A 23,826-nucleotide genomic window follows, 5' to 3' on the forward strand; every position below is an offset into this window, starting at 1 on the left:
CCGTCCAGTTCGTGCCAGACCACGGTCGCGCTGCCCGTCCATGTCCCGGCCAGACTGGCGGCCGGAGGCAGTGGCGTAGGAGCAGTAGGAGTCGTCGGAGTGGTCGGAGTGGTCGAGCTGCCAGACTCACATGCCACCGCGGTGAGTCCGACCAGCGCGACAAGGGTGCCCGCCTGGAATCGCCGCTGCATGGAGACAGGGGATCGCACGGGGAAGCTCCTTCAGCAACCTCGTCACGCGGTGACAAGGGCGCGTAGGCACGATGAACTGGCTCGCCAGCGAAGTCAATCGCATTTCGGGCGGCTCAGCCGCGGCACGCAATCCTTCACGCTGACCGTGAAAGAAGCGCCGGCGATCACGATCGCCAGCTCCGTGAAGGCGTCCCCGCCCCGGACCTGACCGGCGCGTCAGCCTGTCGGCCAAGGTCGTTGGCAACGGCCCCGACACGGCGGCCGGGACGGCAAAGTCTGGAATGTCCTCAGGCGTACAGCTCGGCTCGTCGGCGGCCGATCAATGGTCGCCGGCGCATGCGCGCCAGCGACCCGCACCGGCCAGTCGCCATCAAGCAACGAAGGCTCGAGACGCTGGTCGATTCCCGTCTGGCGAGCTCCGCCTTTCTAGCGTCGAGAAACCCTGCGATGAATACTCGATGGATAGTTGCCGGGAGGATCTGTCGCGATGAGCGCGAATTCGTTGCCGTCAGGCGCAATGAACAGATCGAAGGCCGGCCCATTGGCCACGCTGTAGCTGCCGGTGCAGTCCGCATTCACTGAATAGGTGATGGGTGTGACCAGGTTGCGCAACACGATGGTCCCGCCAATCCGGACGGTCACCGTATCAGTCCCCGTGCCGTCTCCATTGAAGACATGAAATCCGGCATCAGCGGAAGGCGTCGGAACTGTCAGCCCGAATGCCGGAGGGAGAGCGGTTCCGGAATTGGCAAACAGATACCGCCCGCTTAGCGTCGCCGCATTGCACTCGCCCTGGCCATCGCCGTTCGAGGCACTGAGCGTGCCCTGGAGAGTCAGGCCAGCGATGACCACCAGGCCGGCTGCAGTGGCCGCACGGATCGTTCGGCGCACGTGTGGGGATCGGGCGCTGAGGTGAGCGTTGGTCGCCGAGGTGCTGTGAAGCTGCATGATGCGTTCTCCTTAAGGTTAGTGTTCCTTCCTCCTCGACAGAGGCGGGAAAACCTGTCCAAAACTCGCAGGGGTCGAGAAATCGCGTAAAGTTCGCGCATCAGCCACCACACGCGCGACATCACCGCACTCCTTCTGTCATGGGGCACGGGGGATCAGGCCGCCGTGAACCAGTTGATCCCGCTCGTGCATGACGAGCTGCGCCGCATCGCCAGACGCTGCATGGCCGGGGAGCGTGCCGGGCATAGCCTGCACGCGTCGGCGCTCGTGAACGAGGCGTACCTCCGACTGGTGGATCTGCAGCACGTCAACTGGCAGAATCGGGCTCACTTCCTGGCGATGTCCGCGCGGTTGATGCGGCGTATCCTCGTGGATGTCGCGCGATCGAAGGGCTATCAGAAGCGCGGTGGCGGGGCCGTCCGGGTAACGTTCGATGACGCGCTTGCGGTGACCGATGAGCGTGGCGAGGACCTCGTCGCCCTCGACGATGCGTTGCGGACGTTGGCTGGCGTGGACGAGCGCAAGGCCAGGGTGATTGAGCTTCGGTTCTTTGGCGGGTTGACTGTCGAGGAGACCGCTTCGGTCTTGCAGGTGTAGGTCGACACCGTCATGCGCGACTGGACGGTCGCGAAGGCCTGGCTGCTGCGCGAGTTGCGGGATCAGGGGCCACGAGGCCATTCCGGCGGCGCAGGTCCAGCGCCCTGAGTCCGATGTCGGTGATGCCAGAATGACGACCGAACGATGGCGCCGGGTCGAGGCGCTCTTCCACGACGTGCTGGCGCGTCCCGCGGGCGAGCGCACGGCGGCGCTGGTTGCGGCGTGCCCGGACGACGCCGCGTTGCAGGCCGACGTGCAGTCGCTACTGGATCAGTCAGAGGGCCTTGATGGGTTTCTGGCCACTCCCGCCATGGACGTGGCAGCGCGCTTCGTGTCGTCGGCGAGCCTGTCGCTCACCGATCGGTGCCTGGGCGTGTTCGAGTTGCGGGAGTTGATAGGGATTGGCGGTATGGGCGAAGTGTACCGCGCGCGCGACACCCGGCTCGGACGAGACGTCGCGATCAAGATTCTGCCGCCCGCGTTTCAGAAGGATCCCGATCGGCTGGCTCGTTTCGAACGGGAGGCGCGGCTGCTGGCGTTGCTCAATCATCCGCACATCGCGCGATCTACGGGCTCGAGGACGAGGGCGGCGTGCGTGCGCTCATCCTGGAACTTGTCGAGGGTGAGACGCTCGCGGATCGAATCGAGCGCGGGCCGTTGCCGATGTCCGAAGTGCTGACGATCGCGGGCCAAATCGCCGATGCGTTGGATACGGCGCATGAGAAAGGGATCATCCACCGCGACCTGAAGCCCGCCAACATCAAGATCACGCCCGAAGGCGTCGTGAAGGTCCTGGACTTCGGGCTCGCGAAGGCCGCGGCGAGCGACGGATCGAGTCCGGGCGTCTCGCAGTTGCCGACGATCACGGACGGTGCCCTGCGTGAAGGCCTCATCGTCGGAACCGCGGCGTACATGAGCCCGGAGCAGGCGCGGGGCAAGCCGGTCGACAAGCGTACCGATATCTGGGCGTTCGGCTGTGTGCTGTACGAGATGTTGACCGGCCAGCTGCCGTTTCCGGGGAAGACGACCTCCGATACGGTGGCGGCGATCCTCGAACGTGAGGCCAACTGGGACGCCCTGCCCGTACCCACGCCCGAGTCGATTCGGCGGCTGCTCCGCGACGCCTTGCAGAAGGACACGAAATTGCGGCTCCGCGACATCGGCGACGCCCGTCGCGAGTTCGATGCCGCGCGGAGCGAATTGCTCTCTCCGTACCGAGCGACCCCACCACTTCGCCGCGCGGAACGGTTTATCTGGCTCACCGCCGTCAGCGTCCTGTTACTCGTCGCAGTGGTGGTGGCCATATGGGCGGCCCGCGCGACGCCGCCACTTCCCGAAGTGGATACGGAGATCAACACACCGACGGGATCGGATCCCGTCGATCTGAATTCACTGTCGCTGTCCGCCTGATGGACAGAAACTGGCCTTCGTGGCCCCCCTGGACGGGGAGCCTCACCTCTGGCTCCGTCAGCTTGACTCGATCGTTTCACGGGCAGTCCCGGGGACTGGCGATGCGTCGATGCCGTTCTGGTCCCCGGACGGCCGTTCCGTGGCGTTCTATGCAGAGGGACTGCTCAAGCGCATTGAGCTTGCAGACGGTTTGGTGCGGACCTTGACGGGCGCAACAGCCGGCGTCGGTGGTGCCTGGAATGGCGACGACGTCATTCTTCTGGTCCAGAATCCGGCCAGTCCCATTCATCGCATCTCCGCCGACGGAGGCATCCCGTCGGCGGTGACCCGGATCGAACGCGGCCATACAGGTCACGCGTTTCCGGACTTCCTGCCGCACGGCCGTCATTTTCTGTATTTCGTGCAAGGGAGTGCCGACGTCCGCGGCGTCTACGTCGGTCAACTCGATGCGTGGACCGCGCGGAAACTGTTCGACGCGGACTCGCCCGCGGTGTACGCGTCCAATCACCTCCTGTTCGTCCGCGGCGCGACGCTCTATGCGCAGCCAGTCGATGTGGCCCGGTGGAACCTGACCGGCACTCCTGTGCCGGTGGCCGCCGACGTGATGGGCAGCATGCTCACGAACGCGCGAGCGGGTCTCTCGGCAACAGCGGGCGGCACCGTCGCGTTTCGCGCAGGATCGGCAAGCGCAGACCGGCAATTCGCCTGGGTCGACCGGTCGGGTCACGAGATCGGTACGGTTGGCGCTCCTGACAGTGGGGATGTGATTTCCCCGTCCCTTTCGCCCGACGGCGCGTCCGTGGCGTTTCTGAGACGCGTGAACGGAAACACTGATGTGTGGTTGCTGGAGATGCGTCGCGGCTTGCTCAGCCGGTTCACGGATCACGGCGCTGAGGACATCTTTCCCCTCTGGTCCCGGGATGGGGCGCGAATCGTGTTCACGTCGACCCGGAACGGCGGGTTCGACCTGTACCAGAAGCCGACGACAGGCGCGGGGCTGGAGGAGCTGCTGCTGCCAGGCCGGGAAGAGACGTTTGCGTGCGACTGGTCGCCAGATGGGCGGGTCCTGCTGTATGGGAGGCGGAGTGCGGAGACCGGGTTCGATCTCTGGGCGCTCCCGTTGGGCGGAGGTGCGAGACCGTTCCCGGTGATTCAGACGCCACATGATGAGAAAGACGGCCAGTTCTCACCGGATGGAACGCAGATCGCGTTCCATTCCAACCGATCCGGGCGGTTTGAGACGTATGTTCAACCGTTTCCCGGTGTGGGAACGGCAGTGCGCGTGTCCACCAAAGGTGGTGCTCAGGTGCGGTGGCGGCCGGATGGACGCGAACTGTTCTACATTGCGCTGGACGGACGAATGATGGCGGCTCCGATCCAGTTGCATGCCGACGACCAGGTCGTTGTCGGTATACCCGTTCCCCTCTTCGGCACGCGCGTCGGCCGCGTCATTACACCTGTCGGTACCCAGTACGCCGTGTCTCCCGATGGGCAGCGGTTCATCATGAACACGGTCGTCGGCCACATCGGCCCGACACCGATCAGGCTGATTGTGAACTGGCACCCACGTCCGTAGACGTGTCGGTTGGACAATCACTGTAGGTCGAAGAACGCTGAGTAGGCGCCATTGACTTCACAAAGGAGGCTTGTATGGGCGTGCAGAAGATCGACGTCACCATCGATCCCGCCGAGGAAACCATCCACCTCGGGCCGCTCACCGTACGGCCTCACCCCGGCGCCGTAACTGCACACGTTTGAGCGCGGTCTCTGCGGTCCAGAGAGAGCTCCGATCCCGGGCGCGCCCTGCTGGCCGGGTTCGTCGGCGGCGCCGCCCCATTGGACGACTGGGAGAAGTTCGACATTCCCGGACTTCGTGGCATCGGACAGACCGCGCCGTACTTTCACAACAACAGCGCCGGCACACTCGAGGAGGTGGTTGACCACTACATGGAGTTCTTCAAACTCGTGGAGGCCAATACCGCCCCGGGCGCCCCCGTGCCTCCACTTGCGACGACCGACGGTGTGCACTTCGATCGACGACCAACGCTCGAGGAGCGCACTGCGCTCATAGCGTATTTGCGAAAGCTGTAGTGCACGAGTCGGCCGGTGCGCAGCCTGGCGAAGGTGGAAGGTCGACGGCTATATGCACGCCGTGTCGTGGCACAGGGTGCAATGGAGGAACGGGAGCACGTGATTCTGGAAGCGGTCGGCGATCTTGCTCGTGTGGGGTGCCGGCGTGGATCTCGAAACATGGCGGACGCCATGTCGTGTTCGTCGACCCGATTGCGATGTCCTCAATGGCGGAGTTGCGTGAGAAGCCAGGTGGCTTCCGGTCCCTCCGCCAGGAGGAACGGACTGTGAAGACCTTCATTCAAGCGTTAGCCATCCTGATGTGCGTCACCATCGCAACCACCCACGCTGCAGGCCCCTCGACCGCCACAAAGTCCAGGGACGTGTGTATTGTCAACTTGACCGGTACGTCACCGTCGAACACATTCGTCTTCAAGGACGTCAAGCCGCTCGCTGCCGGCGGGGCGATCGCCGTTCAAGGGCTCTTCTTTACGACTGCCCGGAAGGTGGCGCCCTTTCACGGCAGCGCGGTGATGGCCTCGGACGGCTCGGTTCGCCTCGGACTCGTGGTGCACTCCAGCGCCGACTCGACCAACGACTTCACCATCGCTGGGATTACCAGCGTGGACTTCGTCGGCACGGTGAAGTTCGACTCCGATGGCGACTTCGTGCCCAACGGTACGCTCACGATGGAGCCTGCCGACTGCGCGACGGTGGTCGTTCCGTGACGCTGCCGTGATCGATGCCCAGGCGAGCTGCATCGACGGGGGTGTATGAACCTGATCGCCTCGCGGTTGTGTGCGCTGGCGGCGTGTCATCGTCACACGCCCAAGCGATGGCGATCGGCCTCAACGAGGCTCGAGAAAGGGCGCGAAGGTTCCGCGGAAGTCGACTGGTGGCCGAAAGCGTGAGAATCCAGGCGCTCCCGCATACTTGGTCCCGCTCAGGTAGCCCTGTGCACCCAGGAACTGGCCCTCGATGACGGCCACGCCTTCCCGGCCGTCAAAACCGGGACGGATGGGTACGCTGAGGAACGACGCTGGTCCGGTCCTTGTGGACAGCTTGAAGGTCAGTCCACGGGCGCCACACCGGCTAGTTCGTGCGCGGGAGGGCTACTCCTCACGTTGCCAGGGCTGAGGGGGCTGCGGGCCCAAACGGATGCCGGCGAGGTCTGCATCGACACCCACGTCCGTGAGAACCGTCTCCTTGGGTCCCGAGCGTCGTTGCTGCTTCTCGCGCCGGCGATCGGCTACGGCACGCTCGCGCTGCAGTTTCACCGCCGTCATTTTTCCTTTCCGACTCAATAGTGTATTCCTCCGTGTCTGTCTAAAACGCCGAAGCCCTGGCCACCCCAGCCGGGAAGCCATCGCCCGAGGTTCGGCTCACCTGATGAAGTGTGTCACATAGTTCACGGACGTGGTCGTAAAGTTGAGGATGGGCCGGGTTCGGTTCTCGATCTCCGGCGGCTATCGACGCCGGCGTCTCATCGTCGACAGCACGGCGCTATCCATTGTCGGTGAAGGCAATTGGGCCGCTGCCCAGCACGGCGGACGTGGCCCGCGAGCCGCGTTTGCTCGAGGGAGGGCGTTGGCATGCATGAACTCACTGCGACCACGATGGCCGTCAGCCTATGTGCTCTGCTGGCCACACCTTGCGGCGCCCAATCGCCTGGCGGTCCACCCGCCGCCGACCACTGGACGATCAGCGTCTACACAGGGTCGTCGCCGTTCGCGTTGACGCCGCCGGCCTCCGTGCCGCACCCGGTGTTGACGGCCGCACACGTGACCGACATGCCCGATCTGAAGATCGACACGGTGGCTCACCCGAACCTGGTCAGTGCCAACGGCCGGATCTACATGTTCTTCACGGCGAAGGACCTCTCGGTGAACAAGGGCGGCATCGGACTGGCCGAGAGTGTCGACGGCCTGCATTGGACGTTCCGGAAGACCGTCCTTCGGGAGCCGTTCGTCCTGTCGAGTCCCTTCGTGTTCCGTTGGCAGGGCGCCTACTACATGGTCCCTGAGTCCTACACGGAGCACACGATTCGCCTCTATCGAGCGACATCGTTCCCTGACCAGTGGGAATACGTGCGCGACCTCCTCGCTGGCGAACCGGCCGAGGCATTCATCAGCCCGACGATCGTGCAACACGAGCAACGGTGGTATCTGTTCACATCGCCGTCGGGCAACGACACCCTGCGGCTGTTCGTCGCGGCAAATCCGACAGGGCCATGGGCCGAGCATCCAGCCAGCCCCGTTGTCGGGAAAGACCCCCCACAACGCCAGGCCTGCGGGGACGACCCTTCGTGCAGGACGGCGCGCTCTACCGAGTGGCGCAGGACTGCTTCCCGACGTACGGCCTGCAGGTGTTCGCCTCGAAGATCACATCGCTCAGCCCGACGATCTACGCCGACACGAAGGTGGAGGCGCCGCTGATCAAGGCATCGGGCCAGGGATGGAACCGCAAGGCGATGCACCACGTGGAGGCACATCAGACGGGAACGAACCAGTGGCTCGCCGCCGTCGATGCGCTCGGCAACGCGTCCACGGCGCCATCGCGCTGATTTGTCCTCCGACCAATTGTGACCTCCTCCCGGCGGCTGTCGGGAAGTGGCAGGTGTCCACCCGCGGCGGCAACCAGCCCCGAGTTCCATTGGCACTGGAGGAGGTGTTTCCGGTTATAAGTGCAGCGGAATGGATGTCGACGCGCGGACAGGTCCGTGCATCGGTCGCCTTCGAACCGACGAGGATCTGCGTATGCGTTCACTCCTGCGAATCACCTCAGTCATCTGTGTGGCCGTGTGTCTCTCGGTCGCCGCGCCCGTCGCCGCGCAGGTACAGGGGCCGCGCAAGCGCCTCCTGGTGATCGGCGAGGAAAAGGGCTATCGGCACGAGGCCGTGACGCATGCGATGGTGACGATGGCGCGCCTCGGCAAGGAGACCGGCCTGTGGGACACCGTCATCCGTACCGATACCGAAGCGCTCACGAAGAAGAAGCTGGAATACAACGCGAAGAATCTGAACGACTTCGACGCGGTCGTCTTCTACACGGGCGGCACTCTCGAGATGGACGCCAGCCAGCAGGCCGACTTCCTGTCCTTCGTTCACGACGACGGCAAGGGCTTCCTCGGCATTCACAGCGCGACGATCACGTTCACGAAGTGGCCGGCATACGGCGAGCTGATCGGCGGCTACTTCGACGAGCACCCGTGGGGCACGTTCGACGCGCCCGTCATCATCGAAGACCCGGCATTCCCCGGCATGAAGCAATGGCCATCGGCGTTCACGATCAGCGACGAGATCTATCAGATCAGGAATTTCTCGAGAACGACGACGCGGGTCTTGATGCGCCTCGATCCGTCGAAGCTGGACCTCGACAACCCGCGCGTGCATCGCACGGATGCCGACTTCGCGGTCACGTGGGCGCGGATGTACGGCCAGGGACGCGTCTTCTACTCGACGCTCGGCCACGTCGAGGCCAACTGGGACAAACCGGAGATGCAGACGATGATCGCCGAAGCGATCAAGTGGGTGCTCAAGCTCGTCGACGCGGACGTCAGTCCACGCGCAGCGCCCCGATAGCCCGAGCGGCTGTGGGCGGACACAGCTCCCATCGTCCTATTCGGTCGGGAACGACGCGAGTAGAGTCATGGGCGTGCCACAGATGAACAGCGTCAACCGCTTCGACGACCGTGCCAGCGACTACGTCCGGTGTCGGCCGTCGTATCCCGCCTCGGCCATCGACCACATCCTCGCAGGGTTGGGTCCGCCCGATGGCCTGAGCGCTGCGGACGTCGGCGCCGGCACCGGCATCTCCGCGCGACTGCTCGGCGATCGAGGCGTTCGCGTGGTGGCCGTCGAGCCCGGGGTGGCGATGCGCGGTGCGGCGGCGCCTCATCTCCAGGTGAACTGGGTCGCGGGGCTGGCCGAAGCGACGGGGCTCGCGCCACAGGCGGTGGACCTGGTCCTGTCGGCACAATCGTTCCACTGGTTCCGCCCGGCCGAGGCACTCACCGAGTTCGCCCGCATCCTCCGGCCGGGCGGACGCCTGGCCATCATGTGGAACCGGCCAAGTACCAGCGACGCGCTGACGGCTGGCTACGGTCAGGCGGTCATCGACGTCGGCGGCGACGTCGGCAGCGCGCGCATGTCCTTCGACGCAGTCGACGTGTCGCGCAGCGGCGTCTTCACTCCGGCAGTCCGGACGACGTTCCCCAACACCCAGCAGCTCGACCTCGCCGGCCTGATCGGCCGCGCCAACAGCGCGTCCTACGTGCCGAAGTCCACCGCGGCGAGCGCTCGTCTCAGGTCGTTGCTCACTGACCTGCACGATCGCTACGCCGACCGCGATGGTCTGGTCACGATGTGCTACGAGACGGAAGTGTTCCTCGCGCACAGGATGTGAGTGCCTGTGCATGGACACGCGCGCCACGTTTAGCCAGAACCTGAGTGAGGGGCCCTTGACGGCCCGACGATCGACGAGTACATGTCGTCGACATGAGCCCCACGCGTATCGCCGCCCTGGTCCTCGCCGCCACTTTGACCGCGTCCGCCCAGGCGCAGACGCTCCCGGGCGTCGGCGCAGCCATGCAGGAGATGGTGGCCAGCAAGGAAGTGGCCGGCGCCGTCACCGTCGTCGTCTCGAAAGATCGTGTCCTGCATCTGGACGCCACCGGGTCGGCCGATCTGTCGGCGAAGCGTCCGATGACTCCGGACACGCTGTTCTGGATTGCCTCGATGACCAAGCCGGTCACGGGCGTGGCCATCCTGATGCTCCAGGACGAAGGCAAGCTGAAGATCTCGGACCCGGTGGCGAAGTACTTGCCAGGGTTCGCCGATCTGAAGACGCCGTCCGGCAAGCCCGCCAACCTCACGATCACGCAGATCCTCACCCATACGTCGGGTCTCGGCGAGGCGCCCGGCCCGGCCGCGCAGGACGCCAGGACGCTCGCCGACCTGGAGAAGCTGTGGCTCGTCACGCCGATGCAGTACGAGCCCGGCGAGAAGTGGCAGTACACACAAAGCGGGATCAACGCCGCGTCGCGCATCGTCGAGGTGATCAGCGCGATGACGTTCGACGCGTTCGTGCAGCAGCGGATCTTCGACCCGCTCGGCATGAAGGACACGACGTTCTACCCGACCGACGCACAGCTCGCGCGGCTGGCCACCGCCTACGTCAAGAACGCGGCGACCGGCGCGCTCGACGCGGTACCGCCGCGCCGCGACTACGGCCCGCGCAACCGGCCGCCACAAGGCAACGGTGGGCTCTACTCGACAGCACCCGACTATGCGCGCTTCTGTCGGATGCTGCTCAATGGCGGCACACTCGAAGGCCGCCGCTACCTCAGCGCCGCCTCGATGAGGTCTCTGACGACTCCCCTCACCGGCGACTTGCCGACCGGATTCTTCCAGAGCGACGCATGGGGGAACCGCGGCGCCAACTACGGCTGGGGCCTGGCCACCAGCATCCTGCGAACCCCACACGACGGCGTGGCGTCGATGCTCTCGACGGGGACCTACGGCCACGGCGGCGCCTGGGGCACGCAGGCCTGGATCGATCCCGTGAAGGGCGTGGCGTACATCCTCATGATCCAGCGATCTGGCCTGCCCAACAGCGATGGCAGCGACATCCGCCGAGCCTTCCAGCAGGCGGCGGCCGCGGCGCTCGCGAAGTAGCTTCTCGGTATCCATCGAGTTTCCGAGTGCGGGCTGACGTGCCGCGCCGAAGCGAGTCCAGTCGTCAACGGCGCTGCGCGATCTGTGTCCGAGCCTGCCTGGCTCAGCTAGCAGCCCGTGGCGCAAGTCACTGACTCACGCCGGTAGCGCACCGCCGAGGTCGTCGGTGGTGTAGGTCGACACGGGCACCGACAAGGGTGTGGTGCCCGGCAGGTCGGCCCAGCGCGGGGCGAGCAGGCCGAGATAGCGCGTGATGAGGCGCGTGAGCGCACCGAGGCGGCTCCGGAGGCCTCGCGGCGTGCCCCAGCCGGTCAGTTGTCGCAGGATCAGGCCAAGATTGAAGGCGCCCGCATGCACCAGGAGCCGCTTGAGGATGTTCTGATGCCCGCGCAGATGCGTGCGGCGCATCGCGCCGGTCTCGTAGAGGTGCGCGAACGAGCGTTCGACGTACTCGGCGCGCTGCCGGCGGAGTCGTCCGCCACGCGCGCCATGCAGGCGTCGGCGATTCGCGTAGACGAGCGCTTTCGCTTCGGGAAGGTCCCGCCATTGCCGGCGCCCGCGGTCCGGTTCGGCGATGTACGGACGGACGTCGAGCGCGTGCAGGTCGATGAGGGTCCGATTGCTGTGGTAGCCCTTGTCGGCGATCAGCTCCTCCAGCCGGTGCGGCGCGCCGGCCCGTTCCAATTGCTCCGTCGCGTCGACGACGGTCTCGATCACCGTGGTGGTGTCGCCGACGTCGGCGCCGTCCACGCGCACGGAGACGACCGCCCCGCTGTCGACATCGACGGCGTGCTCGGCCTTGTGCGCGAGGTGCGTCCGCCCGTTCTTCATCTTGGTGATCTTCGCGTCGGGATCGACCGGGTGCGTCCACTCCTGGTTGGAGCTCTTCTTCTTGCGACGCCGGTCGAAGCGCGCCAGGGCCTCCCGCGTGGGCGTCGTGATGCCGGAGGCCTCGGCGAGTTGCGTCAGGTAGGCCTGGTAGGTCTCGCCCGTGTCGCGCCGCACGATGCTGCGCATGGCGGCATTGGCCTCGAGTGTCGTCGCATCGACCGCCACGGTCTGGCCGCGCAGCAGCCCGTGCGCCACCAACTGCGTCTGCACCCACGTGAAGACGGCTCGATGGGTCTCGATGTCGATCAGCCGCCGCGTGCGGGAGATCGTCGAATGATCCGGCGTGCCGTCCTCGAGCCCCAGATGCAGGAAGCGACGGATGGCCAGCGAATCGGCGGCACGCCAGGCAATGCCGCGCTCGGAGCCGAGGCCCTCGAAGTACCCGAGCAGGAGCAGCCGGAAGTACCGACCCGGCGCCAGCCCAGGGCGTCCCATCACCGCCGCGTAGAACCGACGGCATTCCGCCTCGACGAACGCGTCGAAGCCGGCCGCGTCGAGCACTGTATTCAACCGCGCGTAGAACGGATGCCCAGGTGCCGTTGGCAGGTCCGACGTCGCGATCCACAGCAGCGGTTGTTCATCCTGGCGGGTGCCCATGGCCATGCGCAGCCAGTCTATCGAGCGCGATCGATCGTGTCGATCCCTCGGAACGACTCAGGAGATACTTTCACCACGGGCTGCTAGGGCTGAAACGTGAATCCTGGTTTCAGCTCGCAGCGATACATACGTGTGCCGTCAGCGCGGGCATCGAGACGGCACGTCGCCCACGAGAGTCGCAGCATCGGGCCGAGCGGGAAGATGATCCCCTCGCCTTTGACCTCTGCCTCGATGCTGGGCCCCTGCGCGCCGGGCGGCAGCGTGAAGTTCATGAACCGCTCGAAGATTACCGGATACGCGTGCCGGACCAGGTCACTGACGATGTGCTGGGCGACTTCGGCCTCCACGAGATAGGTCACCGAGTCGGACCAGTTCAGGACCGATCCCCGAATCATCTGGCCGCCGCGCGAGAAGTTGTCGGCTGCCACCCGCGTGAACGGGCACGGGCCCGCCAGGCACGACACACGCACGTTCTGGAACTGACGGTCCGGGCCCGCCTCGAGCGAGAAACTTCCGAGCGTCGCCTTCCAACGCCCGTCCGGAGAGCAGGGCGCCTGACCGGCGCACGGCACGTTGGCCGTGTTGGCGAACTCGAAGGTCCGGGCGGCACTGGCGATCTCGATGGTGGCCTCGGCCTTGGAGGTGTATCGCACCCGAACGTTCGCGATTGCGACCTCCGGCTTCTCGTTCGCTCGTTCGTACGCCGCGAGCATCGGTCGCAGGCGGACGAGGTGAAGCTGGTTCGCGACCAGGTTGCTCGCGTCGAACGGGTGGTACTGCGGGTGTTCGACCTTCAGCGTGATGGACTGCTCCCGCGGCACTGGGGGATCCAGGGTGAGGCGGAACAGGCCCGATTCGTCGGTCCTGCCGGAAGCTGACGAGGCACCGGCGAGGGCACTGACGCGGGCCTGGGCAACAGGCCGCTGACGCTGGGGATTGGTATCGGCGGTCAGGACCGCGCCGGTCACCAGCCGCAAGCCCTCAGGCCGGCGCCACTTGATCAGCGCCAATACCGCCATCGTCATGGCGATGGCGATGACCCCGCTTACTGCGAGCCGCTTCGCGTGTCTCATGGCGCTGCCGCCCTATTTTAGTGACGTTGTGGTAGAAGGCGGACGCATATACTCGTCGACCTCGTCCTCTGTCGGTCGACGGTACAGCTGATGCCCTCGCGAACCCCATCCATCCGTCGTCGCCACGTTCTCACAGGGCTCGGAGGGGGCCTGGCGCTGGCTGCCGCCGGTTTCCGGGCCGCTCGCGCCCAGCAGGCATCGAAGGGGGCGGCGGCGTCCGCGGCCGAGGGCGAGGGGCTGCTCGACGAGATTCAGCGCGCCACCTTCGACTTCTTCTGGGAGCAGACCGACCCCGCCACGGGACTCGTTCGCGATCGCTTCAGCGTCCGTGCCGCCAGCGATTCGCGAACGGCGGCGAGCATCGCCGCGACGGGGTTCGGCCTGACGGCCATCTGCATCGGCGCGCGTCGACAGTATGTGCCGATGGAGGAGGCGCGCGACCGCGCCATTGCCGCGCTCCAGTTCCTCGACGGGAGCATGCCCACGCACCGTGGCTTCTTCTACCACTGGGCCGACGTGCATACCGGCGCGCGCATCTGGGATTCGGAGATTTCGTCGATTGACACGGCGATCCTGCTGTGCGGCGTCCTCACGTGCGGCGAGTACTTCCGCGACTCGGCGGCGGCGGAGCTGGCGGCGCGGATCTTCGACCGGGTGGACTGGACATGGCTCTCGGCCGACACGGCGTTCCTGCCGCACGGCTGGCGACCCGAGGTCGGCTTCCTTCAGTATCGATGGGACGTCTACAGCGAGCTGATGATGATGTACCTGCTCGGTCTCGGGTCCTCGACGTTCCCGCTGCCGGTCGAGACCTGGCATGCGTGGAAGCGGACGATCTTCGAGTACGACGGGTTACGCTACATCGGCTCGTTCGCGCCACTCTTCGTCCACCAGTACTCGCAGGCCTGGTTCGACTTTCGCGGCCGCCGCGACCGTTACGGCGACTACTTTCGCAACTCGGCGACGGCCACCGAGGTCCATCGCCGGTTCTGCCTGGAGCTGGCTGAGCGGTTCCCGCATTTCAGCGACGATCTCTGGGGAATCACTGCCTCGGACTCGGAGCACGGCTACGTCGCCTGGGGCGGTCCGCCAGAGGTCGGGCCGCTCGACGGGTCGGTCGTGCCGAGCGCCACGACCGGTTCGTTGCCGTTCATGCCGAAGGAAACCCTGCGTGTGCTGCGCACGATTCGCACGCGATATTCCCGCGCCTGGAGCCGCTACGGTTTCGTCAACGCGTTCAACCCGATGACCGACTGGTATGACCCCGACGTCGTCGGTATCGACACCGGCATCACGCTCGTGATGGCCGAAAATCTGCGGACCGGCTTTGTGTGGGAGACCTTCATGCGCAACGTGAACGTGCGCCGCGCGCTCCAGCGCGCGGGATTCAGGTCCTACTGATCTGGTCAGGATACGTACGCGTCCACGAAGCGGCCGGGCTCGGAGAGCCGGCCCTACCTTCTGTATGGATCAGTCCCCTGCGGTACACTGCGACCTCCATGCGCTCAGGCTCGGCACTGGCGTTCCTCTTCGTGTTGCTCCTGCTCGCCGCTCCGTCGTCGGCACAGCTGTCTGCGGCCAAGGAGGGCCCCGTCGTCTACGGTCATCATCACGTCAACGCGACGAGCATTGCAGCGCACTCGACGTTCTGGGTCGACACGCTGGGCGGTGTTCCGATCACCATTGGTGGCCGCCAGATCGTCAAGTTCCCCAACGTGTTGGTCTTCCTCCGCGAGCAGGCGCCGACAGGCGGCTCGATCGGGACGACAGCCGATCACCTCGGCCTGGCGGTGCCGGACCTCCGACCGGTGATCGACAAGCTGAAGGCCGGCGGTTACCGAATGATCACGCGCGACTCGGTGCCGGCTGACTGGGCGGTGAGCGACGACATCACGAGAAGCCCGGCAGGTGGACGTCCGATCGCATTCGTACTGGGCCCGGACGATCTCAAGGTGGAACTCGTGCAGATCGCGGACCAGAAGGCGCCGGCGATGCTCCAGCATGTGCACTTCTTCGGACCGGAGAGAGACGAGATGCAGGCCTGGTACGTCAAGGTGTTCGGCGCACGCGCGGGTGCGCCAGCGCCAGGCGCGCGGTTCCTGACGGCAGCCTTGCCAGGCGTCTCGCTGAACTTTTCCGCCTCGCCTGCTCCTGTCGTCGGCACGAAGGGCCGTGTCGTCGACCACGTGGGTTTCGAGATCGACGACCTTCCGACCTTCCTCAAGAAACTCGACGCGATGGGGATCAGGCCGGAGAACGTGCGTCAGGTGCCCGATCTCGGCATAGCCATCGCGTTCATCACCGATCCGTGGGGAACGTTGATCGAACTGACCGAGGGGCTCGACAAGATCCAATGACGTGGCGGCCGGGCCCTTCCGGAGAGCGTGGCGCCGGGACGTGACGCCACACCGATGCCCGGCCCCCGAAGGTCCATCTCGACCAATGGGGTCGCTCGGTCTACGCGGAACACCATCCGTGGTACCGTGTGCCCAGCTCTTCAGTTCACAGGAGGGAGCCCATGCGGTATCTGACTCTCGGCATCATGCTCTGCGCCAGCCTCGTCGTCGGATCGACGGTGCAGGCGCAGCCAATCGATCCTCAGATCGCGGCCCCCGTCACCAGGTTCATCGATGCCTTCAACAAGGGCGATGTGGCCGGCGCGGCGGCGACGCATGCGTCGGCAGCCGACCTCGTCATCATCGACGAAGTGGCGCCTTACCTGTGGCGTGGTGCGAAGGCGTTCGAGACGTGGATGGGCGATCTGGATCGCGATGCCAAGGCGAAGGGCATCACCGACCAGCAGGTGACGCTCGGCAAGGTGACGCGTGTCGAAACCAACGGCACCTCGGCCTATGTCGTCGTTCCATCGGCCTATGCCTTCAAGGAGAAGGGCGTCGCGATGCGCGAAGAGGCGCAGATGACGTTTGTCTTGAAGAAGGATCCCGCTGGCTGGTCGATCCATGGCTGGACGTGGACTGGCCCGCGAGGGAAGAAGATCACCACCGCAACGAAGTAACGATCCGCTGCACGCCGCCTGTTGGTGGCTCTGAACGTGGCTGTCCCATTGCAGTCCGTCGCGAAGTACATTCGGCCTTGCGGGCGATCGACATCAAAGTCCTGGCGCACCCGGTGCGCAATTGCGCTCGACACACGACGACACCTTGATGAGAGCGTGATTGACGCCCTCAGTCGTGAGTTCGGCGGCGCCTGAGCCGGCGATGGAGTTTGTCGCCCGGCAGGTCGGGCGACGACGCGTTCAACTCCTGTCCATCCTCCATGTACGCTGAAAGCGCCCGGAGCGTTTAGATCGACGGGCGCATTCCAGCGGTGAGTGCGAGCCCACTTCAGCGCCCCGGCTGGAGTTCCTCAGCGCGTCGTCCGGAGGGCACATGCGCGACGCCGTGTTCTCGCGGTGGCGTCGGGTCGGCGACGCGACCACAGGAAGCAGCGGCACATGACCAGACTCGACCGCGTCACCCAGATTCTCGATCAGGCGATCGGCGGACCGAACGTCAACATCGGCGTGCATCGTGCGTTCTGGCGGGGCTTGACACGCGAACAGTTCGTCACGAAGAAGGTGTTCGACCTGCCGCTGGTGACCGTCTCCGATGGGCAACACTCGAACCTGGTCAAGGCGCTCAGAGGAGAGTCGCCGTTCGGCATCGATCTGCCGACTCCGCCACCTGACGCCGAGTTCAGTCGTATGCCAGCCGGCCTTGCCGCAGTGGCGGAAGAAGACATCGCGTTCATTCAGCAATGGATCGACGACGGCTGTCCGGATGAGCCGCCAGTGGTCAACGAACTGCGTTGGCGAGCCACGAATGCACCCCGCGCGAGTTCGCGCACTGACGACATCTGGTTCGTAGATCCAGCAATCGGGTGGGCCGTCAACAGTAATGGCCAGATTGTGCACACCGAAGACGGCGGGACGTCGTGGGTCGAGCAGTTGCACGACGAAGACGTCTATTTTCGGTGCGTGGGGTTTGCGTCTCGCACGCGCGGCTGGGCGGGCACGCTGACCGCTTCCAAGCGGCTCTTCCAGACTCGCGATGGCGGTGGACACTGGACGGCAGTTTCCAACTTGCCACCGGGAACACCGGCGGCCATCTGTGGATTGTCCGTGGTGAACGATCAGGTGGTCTTCGCCTCGGGAACGAATTTTCCAAACAGGCCGCCCGCGGTGATCAAGACCGTCGACGGTGGTCAGACATGGACGGCGATTGACATGAAGCCGTTTGCTGACCTGCTGATCGATACGTTCTTCACCAGCCCGGATACCGGGTGGGTCGTCGGGGGCAAGACCGATCAACCACCAGCGACGCGAACCAATGTACGGCCGGTGGTGCTCCGTACGGAGGATGGCGGGCGGACCTGGGTCGACCGGGCCGCAGCGATCCAGGGGGTGTTTCCTCGCGGAGAGTGGGGGTGGAAGATTCAGTTCCTGGACGACGGCGTCGGGTTCGTCTCGCTGGAAAACTTCAACGCCGGCGCCATTCTGAAGACGCTGGATGGTGGGCTCACCTGGACCCGACACGCCATCAACGACCCACAGCTCAACGCCAACCTGGAGGGCGTGGGGTTCGTCGACGCGCAGCATGGGTGGGTCGGCGGGTGGGGCGACGCCAATTTCCAGCGACTCTCGAGCAGCGAGACCCGCGACGGCGGCATCACCTGGAAGGATGCCAATGAAATCGGGAAGGCCATCAACCGCTTTCGCTTCTTCGGTCGCCCCGTCACGGTGGGCTACGCCTCTGGCGAGACGGTCTACAAATACTCCTCCGAGCCCACGCGTGCCCCCCGGGCGGCGGCAGCCGAGGAACGGCCGCGATTTCTGGAATCGCTGGAGCCTGTCTCGGCCGTCGGTCCTCTGACCATTGGCGTGACGGTGCCGCCGGCGGCGGAGCGCTTGACCGTCAGAATCTGGGATCGGTTCGGCGACTTCGTGTTGATGTTGGTCGACGAGCCCGATCCGAGAGCCGGCCGACGCGAGCTGACATGGGATCGACACGACGCCACTGGAGAGCGTCGCCCGCCGGGCTATTTCATTTGGCGCGTCACGGTGGACGGCGTGTCAGAGAGCCGTCTCGTACGGTTGCAGTGAGATCGCCGGCATCGAGGCGTCGATCGTCGTGAAGGGCCGAGCACCCCAGCCAGAGATCCGAGGCTCCCATGCGAAGCAAGTCAGCAATGGTGGATGGTTTTCAAGTCTTTGCCGTGACCGGCGTCAACACGATTTCGTTCGCGATCGCCGCCGACGCGCCGGCGCGCGCGGGCCTGCTCGGGTTTGCGGTCGAGCGCGCGGATCCAACCGAGAACGAGCGGTTCTTCATGTTCGGGTTCAAGGTCTTCAAGTCGCTCGTGCCCCAGCCTGACGAGACCTTGAAGGTGAGCACATTCCAGCACCCGGTGCAGAGTCTCGTGTGGGACGATTTCACCGCGAAGCCGGATCGCGACTACACGTATACGTTTTATCCATTGCGGGGCAAGCCGAAGAACATCGACCGCAGCGCGACGCCAATTTCCATCACGGTGCATACCGAGCCGCTTTTCAGCACGAACGAGCACGACATCTTCTTCAATCGCGGCGTGGCGAGCAGCCAGGCCTATGTCCGGCAGTTCGGCAACAAGAAGCCGGATGACCCGACCTTGAGCAGGGAGGAACAGGAGCGGGCCTTCCAATGGCTCACGCGCGAGCTCGACGAAGCGATTCTCAGGTTCATCCGCGCCGCGCAGGCTGGCGACGCGTTGCGCTGCTGCTTCTACGAGTTCCGGTATCTGCCGGTCGCGCAAGAGCTCAAGAAGGCGATCGACCGGGGCGTCGACGTGCAGATCATCTGTGACGGCAAGGACAACGGCCTGCCGGCCAGGGACGGGAACCCGGCTGTCGCGCCGTTTCCGCGGCAGGACAATCTCGCGACGATCAAGAAAGCAGAGCTGCCCAAGACGAGCATCGTGCTGCGCGAGGCGAGGCCAAATGTCATCTCGCACAACAAGTTCATGGTGCTCGTGAAAGGCCCCGGCTCGACGGCCACCGAGGTGTGGACGGGCTCCACGAACCTCTCGCTGGGGGGCATTTCGGGTCAGACCAACGTCGGCCACTGGATCCGGAACCAGGACGTCGCCAGGCAGTACCTGGCGTACTGGGATGTCATGAGCGAGGATCTCGGCGCACCGAAAGGCGTAAGTGGGGCGTCGGCGGCCGGCAAGGCGAAGAATGCCGAGCTCCTGGATCGGGTCGAAGGACTGGCGCCCGTGCCGACGTCGCTCGCCGGTATTCCCAGCGGCGTCACGCCGGTGTTCAGTCCACGCCGCGGCAGCGCCGTGCTGAAGAACTACATCGAGCTCGTCGACGCCGCCGAGAGGTTCTCGGCCGTCACGCTCGCGTTCGGTGTGAACAGGAAGTTCAAGGACGCCCTGAAAGACAACACCATCAAGAGCCCGCTCCTCTTCCTGCTGCTCGAGAAGGAGGACGTGCCGAATCCGCAGAGCACGTCAGAATTCGTGCGCCTCAAGGCCGCGAACAACATCTATCAGGCCTTCGGGGCCTTCATCAGGAATCCTGTGTACCAATGGGCGCGGGAAACCAACGCGCGTGCCCTGAGCTTGAACTCGCACGTGGTCTACATCCACTCGAAATTCCTGCTCCGCGATCCGCTTGGCGCGGATCCGATTGTCGTCACGGGTTCGGCGAACTTCAGCGATGCGTCCACGAACGACAACGACGAGAACATGATCCTGATCCGCGGTGATCTGCGCGTGGCCGACATCTACTTCACCGAGTTCAACCGGCTGTTCAATCACTACTACTTCCGAGCCGTGATGGAGCTCGTGCTGCGCAACCGCCCCAACGCCAATCAGGACGCGAGCCTCTTCCTGGCTGAGGACGACAGCTGGACGCAGAAGTACAAGCCCGGCACGCTCCGCAGCAAACGCGTCGAGGTGTTCACACACATGGCGATTCCAGGGGTCTAGCCGGCGATTGGTCGTCCCTGGAAGCACCGATGGGCCAGGGACGGGTGGGCGCTCGCCGATCATCACTGATATGTTGGCGTGCAGCCGGTCGAAATCCATCGACCGACCCAGTCTGGAGGAGGGCGGAATGTCAGTCGCCAAGGTGTCGGAAATCAGCGCCACGTCATTGAAGAGCTTCGAAGACGCGATTCAGCTGGGAATTGCCCGGGCATCGAAAACGCTACGCAATGTCCGAGGTGCCTGGATCAAGGAGCAGCACGTGCGCTGTGACAGCGGCAAGGTCGTGGAATACCAGGTCAACATGATGGTCACCTTCGTTCTCGACGACTAACGTCATACCGCCATTACGGCTGTGCCACCGGCTGGCCGACCCTTGGCCAGCCGTCGCCGGTCCACGTAAGCGGGCGCACCTGCAGGATCCGCTGGGCCTCCAGGTTCTGCATGTCGTAGGTGTGGTGGACCATGTACTGGAGTGCACCGCTGGTGACGACGCCGTTGTGTCCGGGCCCGCGCCAGCGCTCGTCGCTCTGGAGCACCAGCGTGCCGCCTCCCTCGAGCATGGGCTTGCCCGCAGCATCGACGTACGGCCCGGTCGCCGTGCGGCTGCGGCCCACCGTGACTTTGTACGTGCTCTTGGCGCCATCGCAGCAGCCATCCCACGACACGAACAGGTAGTAGTAGCCGCCGTGAAAGATCACGAAGGGGGCCTCGATCGCGTGAGACTTCGTATCGGGACGGGCGGCGACGGGCTGGACCTTGGCACCAGGCCTGGGCTTGCCTGTCGCGGGATCGACCTCCACCATCTTGAGTCCCGACCAATGCGATCCCCAGAACAGCAGCCATCGGTCCTGTTCGTCGACCAGGAGCGCGGGATCGATGGCGTTGAAGTCCGAGGTGTCCGCGGACGACTCGAGCACCTTGCCGCGGTCCTGCCACTTGTAGTCGGGACTCGCGGAGTCGAGCGTCCGGTTCACGGCCAAACCGATCACCGACCGCTGACTGCCGAATGTCGAGACGCTGTAATACAGGTAGTACAGGCCATCGTGGTAGCTGAGGTCGGGAGCCCAGATACCCTGCGTGCCCGGTACCTCACGTTGTGCCCAATCGGGGACGGCTTGCTCGAATACGCGGCCGGCGGGTTCCCATCGCACGAGATCGGTGCTCCTGAGCAACTGCACGCCACGGCCCGTGGCGGCGACGTAGTAGACGGTCTCCCCTGCCTGGTTCTTCGTGGCGACCGCCGTCGGATCGGGCGCGCCGGTGAGCAGGCCTTCACGCGGCTGGGCCAAGGCAATGGCGGGGACGCAAAGAAGCAGCGATAGCGCCGAGAAGCACTGCGGCAGGTGAGTCATGAGCGCGCTCACACTACACGATCTCAGGCGGATCCTTGGCGGCTCGACTCGCGGAACAACCACGCACGCGGCCCCAACTGTGCGGTCACTGCGAGCGCCCGGCCGCAACGCCGACGCTGGCCGCGTGCAGTCGTGCCCAGCGTGTGCTGGCGCGCTCTCCACTTCGCGCGGGCGCCAGACGCCTTGCGGGCGGGCGGTGAGTGAACGACGCGACCTCGTCCAACGCACCGGTGACAGCCCGCGGACGCAACGTTGGAGTGTCGACGCCGATCGCTGAGTGGACCGAACTGTCCGTTCTGAACGAACAGGACGTTTTGGATGTGGCGCGCACCGCAAGCACCAGCGGAGGCTGCGTGGAGAATGGATGCCTGCTGTCAAATCGTTCGCCGTTCTGGACGCCGTCTACAAGGCCACCCTCAAGATCGGGCGGGAAGCTCCGACGACGCCGTTCATGCACATGACCCCGGTATTCCGGTCGTTTCCGCAGGGCCATTTCGTCGTGGACACCCATCGGCATGTTTTCCGACGCGACCATGCCGACCGCGCACTGGTGATCCCGCGCAAGTCCAGTGATGACAACCGTTGGACTGGGAACGCGCAGCCGTCCGTCCCCGCAGGACGAGGCGGCCTCTATTGTTCGGTGCAGGGTCAGGCGACCATTAATGAGGCTGCGTACTACTTTCAACGCCAGCGCCACACGCGGGCAGTCGCCGCCGGGAATCCCACACCGGCGCCAGTCGCAAGGACTGCGGTGTTGACCGGCAAATGCGTCGTTCGAATCCGGCTCCTTGGCCACTGGCTGGCGGCCGATCTCTCACCCCGGCACAACCCTGGAGCCATCGGGTTTCTCGGTCGCATCGAGAAAGATCCGAACGTCAAGGCGGCATTTCGGAGCGCCGGATACGCGAGCCGCACCGTCGTCGATCTCATCAATGATTCTGACGATTGTTCGGTTGCCCGCGGCATCGGACTCGCTCTCGATGAGACCGGCCATCAGGCATTGATGGTGGAGACAGCCCGGCAGTCCGAGCGGTCCCCGATCGAGCGCGGCGACAACTTGATCTTCTTTGGCGCCCTCGAAGAGAAGATCCGCAACCTCTCGATTGACGAGGCATACATTTTCCCCGTCGTGGGCGAACCGGAACGATATCCCGTGTCGTTCTGAGACGAAGTCGGGCGCGTCTGTGGGCGTCCAGCGCGACACGATCCATCAAGGGAGCTGCGACGGAGACCAGCTGATCGGCGGCTACTTCGACGAGCACCCGTGGGGCACGTTCGACGCGCCCGTCATCGTCGAAGACCCGGCGTTCCCCGGCGTGAAGCAATGGCCATCGGCGTTCACGATCAGCGACGAGATCTATCAGATCAAGAATTTCTCGAGAACGACGACGCGTGTCCTGGTGCGCCTCGATCCGTCGAAGCTGGACCTCAACAACCCGCGCGTGTATCGCACGGACGCCGACTTCGCGGTCACGTGGGCCAGGATGTACGGCCAGGGACGCGTGTTCTACTCCACGCTCGGCCACGTCGAAGCCAACTGGGACAGACCCGAGATGCAGACGATGATTGCCGAAGCGATCATGCGCCGAGCTTCCCTGAGTGTGGGCGCGAGAATGAACTTCTCGGCGACGGCTCCGCCTACTCCATAGGCTAATCTACAAGAGAGGGCATCGTGAGCGTCCAGAGCGATCACGGCGACCTGCCGACGGAGGACAATGATGACCATCGTCGGCGCCGACCGAACAAAGAGAATGACGCCCCTGGTCGCTCTCGGGTTGCTCGTCGCCGGCTCCACGTTGGGCGCACAGAATCAGCCTCTGCCCAATCAGGAATCCTTCCTCATTGAAACGCGCAGACACCTCCAGAGCGACAGCACGCGTCAGAGCAACTATGTGTACGTGGAGACGCGACGTGCGCTGAAGCTCGACAAGGGCGGGCGTACCCGCGAGGAATCGGTCAAGGTTGTCGAGAGCTATCCCGGCCTTCCCGGCGAGGAGCGCTGGGAGCGGCTCATCGCCGAGGATGGCCGGCCGGTGCCACCGGAAGAATT

At 65.0% G+C, this 23,826-nt stretch carries 22 protein-coding genes and 1 pseudogene; 19 read left to right on the forward strand and 4 right to left on the reverse strand.

Features of this window, described 5'->3' with window-relative positions:
- Positions 1-617 precede the first annotated feature (617 nt).
- Positions 618-1,082 (reverse strand): hypothetical protein, encoded by a 465-nt coding sequence (locus LuPra_RS11895; RefSeq protein WP_157899050.1) that lies wholly within the window; start codon positions 1,080-1,082, stop codon positions 618-620.
- 177 nt (positions 1,083-1,259) lie between these two features.
- On the opposite strand from LuPra_RS11895, the gene LuPra_RS11900 reads away from it, so the two are divergent.
- The 11 genes and pseudogenes from LuPra_RS11900 to LuPra_RS11940 all read left to right on the forward strand — a co-directional run bounded on the left by LuPra_RS11900 (position 1,260) and on the right by LuPra_RS11940 (position 10,891).
- On the forward strand, positions 1,260-1,736 hold the full coding sequence (locus LuPra_RS11900; protein WP_257724525.1) for an ECF-type sigma factor: 477 nt from the start codon (positions 1,260-1,262) through the stop codon (positions 1,734-1,736).
- Positions 1,737-1,866: 130 nt separating this feature from the next.
- Positions 1,867-2,415, forward strand: a complete 549-nt coding sequence (locus LuPra_RS33825; RefSeq protein WP_157899051.1) for a protein kinase family protein — start codon at positions 1,867-1,869, stop codon at positions 2,413-2,415.
- Entirely contained in the window at positions 2,328-3,146 is an 819-nt protein-coding gene (locus LuPra_RS11905) for a serine/threonine-protein kinase (protein WP_157899052.1), read from the forward strand. The genes LuPra_RS33825 and LuPra_RS11905 overlap by 88 nt, the downstream gene beginning before the upstream one ends.
- 109 nt (positions 3,147-3,255) lie before the next feature.
- A complete protein-coding gene (locus LuPra_RS11910) occupies positions 3,256-4,722 on the forward strand; it encodes a TolB-like translocation protein (RefSeq protein ID WP_157899053.1) in 1,467 nt (488 codons plus the stop codon).
- Between the two features lie 260 nt (positions 4,723-4,982).
- Positions 4,983-5,237, forward strand: a complete 255-nt coding sequence (locus LuPra_RS11915) for a hypothetical protein (RefSeq protein ID WP_110170946.1) — start codon at positions 4,983-4,985, stop codon at positions 5,235-5,237.
- A 362-nt stretch (positions 5,238-5,599) separates the two neighbouring features.
- Entirely contained in the window at positions 5,600-5,944 is a 345-nt protein-coding gene (locus LuPra_RS31815; protein WP_234800848.1) for a hypothetical protein, read from the forward strand.
- A gap of 888 nt (positions 5,945-6,832) precedes the next feature.
- Positions 6,833-7,426: pseudogene (locus tag LuPra_RS34765) on the forward strand (glucosamine inositolphosphorylceramide transferase family protein); the annotation flags it as partial.
- A 95-nt stretch (positions 7,427-7,521) separates the two neighbouring features.
- Entirely contained in the window at positions 7,522-7,779 is a 258-nt protein-coding gene (locus LuPra_RS31820) for a glucosamine inositolphosphorylceramide transferase family protein (RefSeq protein WP_157899055.1), read from the forward strand.
- Between the two features lie 193 nt (positions 7,780-7,972).
- Complete coding sequence (locus LuPra_RS11930) at positions 7,973-8,797, forward strand: ThuA domain-containing protein (protein WP_110174658.1); 825 nt, start codon at positions 7,973-7,975, stop codon at positions 8,795-8,797.
- A gap of 67 nt (positions 8,798-8,864) precedes the next feature.
- Positions 8,865-9,620 (forward strand): class I SAM-dependent methyltransferase, encoded by a 756-nt coding sequence (locus LuPra_RS11935; RefSeq protein ID WP_110170949.1) that lies wholly within the window; start codon positions 8,865-8,867, stop codon positions 9,618-9,620.
- Positions 9,621-9,712: 92 nt separating this feature from the next.
- Positions 9,713-10,891 carry a serine hydrolase domain-containing protein gene (locus LuPra_RS11940; protein ID WP_110170950.1) on the forward strand — a complete coding sequence of 393 codons (1,179 nt, stop codon included), beginning with the start codon at positions 9,713-9,715 and terminating at the stop codon, positions 10,889-10,891.
- A gap of 135 nt (positions 10,892-11,026) precedes the next feature.
- Here LuPra_RS11940 and LuPra_RS11945 read toward each other — a convergent pair whose 3' ends face one another.
- The gene (locus LuPra_RS11945) at positions 11,027-12,385 is read right to left on the reverse strand and encodes a transposase (protein ID WP_234800715.1); all 1,359 of its coding nucleotides are present in this window, start codon (positions 12,383-12,385) and stop codon (positions 11,027-11,029) included.
- A 77-nt stretch (positions 12,386-12,462) separates the two neighbouring features.
- A complete protein-coding gene (locus LuPra_RS11950; RefSeq protein WP_157899056.1) occupies positions 12,463-13,452 on the reverse strand; it encodes a carboxypeptidase regulatory-like domain-containing protein in 990 nt (329 codons plus the stop codon).
- A 90-nt stretch (positions 13,453-13,542) separates the two neighbouring features.
- Between LuPra_RS11950 and LuPra_RS11955 the strand changes: the two genes are divergently transcribed.
- From LuPra_RS11955 to LuPra_RS11980, 6 genes are all read left to right on the forward strand, one after another.
- Complete coding sequence (locus tag LuPra_RS11955) at positions 13,543-14,853, forward strand: glucoamylase family protein (RefSeq protein WP_110170952.1); 1,311 nt, start codon at positions 13,543-13,545, stop codon at positions 14,851-14,853.
- 98 nt (positions 14,854-14,951) lie between these two features.
- The gene (locus LuPra_RS11960) at positions 14,952-15,809 is read left to right on the forward strand and encodes a VOC family protein (RefSeq protein ID WP_110170953.1); all 858 of its coding nucleotides are present in this window, start codon (positions 14,952-14,954) and stop codon (positions 15,807-15,809) included.
- Positions 15,810-15,970: 161 nt separating this feature from the next.
- Complete coding sequence (locus LuPra_RS11965; RefSeq protein ID WP_110170954.1) at positions 15,971-16,468, forward strand: nuclear transport factor 2 family protein; 498 nt, start codon at positions 15,971-15,973, stop codon at positions 16,466-16,468.
- 438 nt (positions 16,469-16,906) lie between these two features.
- Complete coding sequence (locus tag LuPra_RS31825; RefSeq protein WP_157899057.1) at positions 16,907-18,553, forward strand: YCF48-related protein; 1,647 nt, start codon at positions 16,907-16,909, stop codon at positions 18,551-18,553.
- A 68-nt stretch (positions 18,554-18,621) separates the two neighbouring features.
- Positions 18,622-20,424 carry a phospholipase D-like domain-containing protein gene (locus LuPra_RS11975; protein WP_110170955.1) on the forward strand — a complete coding sequence of 601 codons (1,803 nt, stop codon included), beginning with the start codon at positions 18,622-18,624 and terminating at the stop codon, positions 20,422-20,424.
- Positions 20,425-20,551: 127 nt separating this feature from the next.
- Positions 20,552-20,755, forward strand: a complete 204-nt coding sequence (locus LuPra_RS11980; protein WP_110170956.1) for a dodecin family protein — start codon at positions 20,552-20,554, stop codon at positions 20,753-20,755.
- A gap of 13 nt (positions 20,756-20,768) precedes the next feature.
- Here LuPra_RS11980 and LuPra_RS11985 read toward each other — a convergent pair whose 3' ends face one another.
- Entirely contained in the window at positions 20,769-21,776 is a 1,008-nt protein-coding gene (locus LuPra_RS11985; RefSeq protein WP_157899058.1) for an arabinan endo-1,5-alpha-L-arabinosidase, read from the reverse strand.
- Positions 21,777-22,053: 277 nt separating this feature from the next.
- Between LuPra_RS11985 and LuPra_RS11990 the strand changes: the two genes are divergently transcribed.
- Positions 22,054-22,941 carry a hypothetical protein gene (locus LuPra_RS11990; protein WP_157899059.1) on the forward strand — a complete coding sequence of 296 codons (888 nt, stop codon included), beginning with the start codon at positions 22,054-22,056 and terminating at the stop codon, positions 22,939-22,941.
- Positions 22,942-22,960: 19 nt separating this feature from the next.
- On the forward strand, positions 22,961-23,425 hold the full coding sequence (locus tag LuPra_RS11995) for a ThuA domain-containing protein (protein ID WP_234800849.1): 465 nt from the start codon (positions 22,961-22,963) through the stop codon (positions 23,423-23,425).
- Positions 23,426-23,826: the final 401 nt, after the last annotated feature.

The sequence above is a fragment of the Luteitalea pratensis genome, assembly GCF_001618865.1.
Lineage (GTDB): Bacteria > Acidobacteriota > Vicinamibacteria > Vicinamibacterales > Vicinamibacteraceae > Luteitalea > Luteitalea pratensis.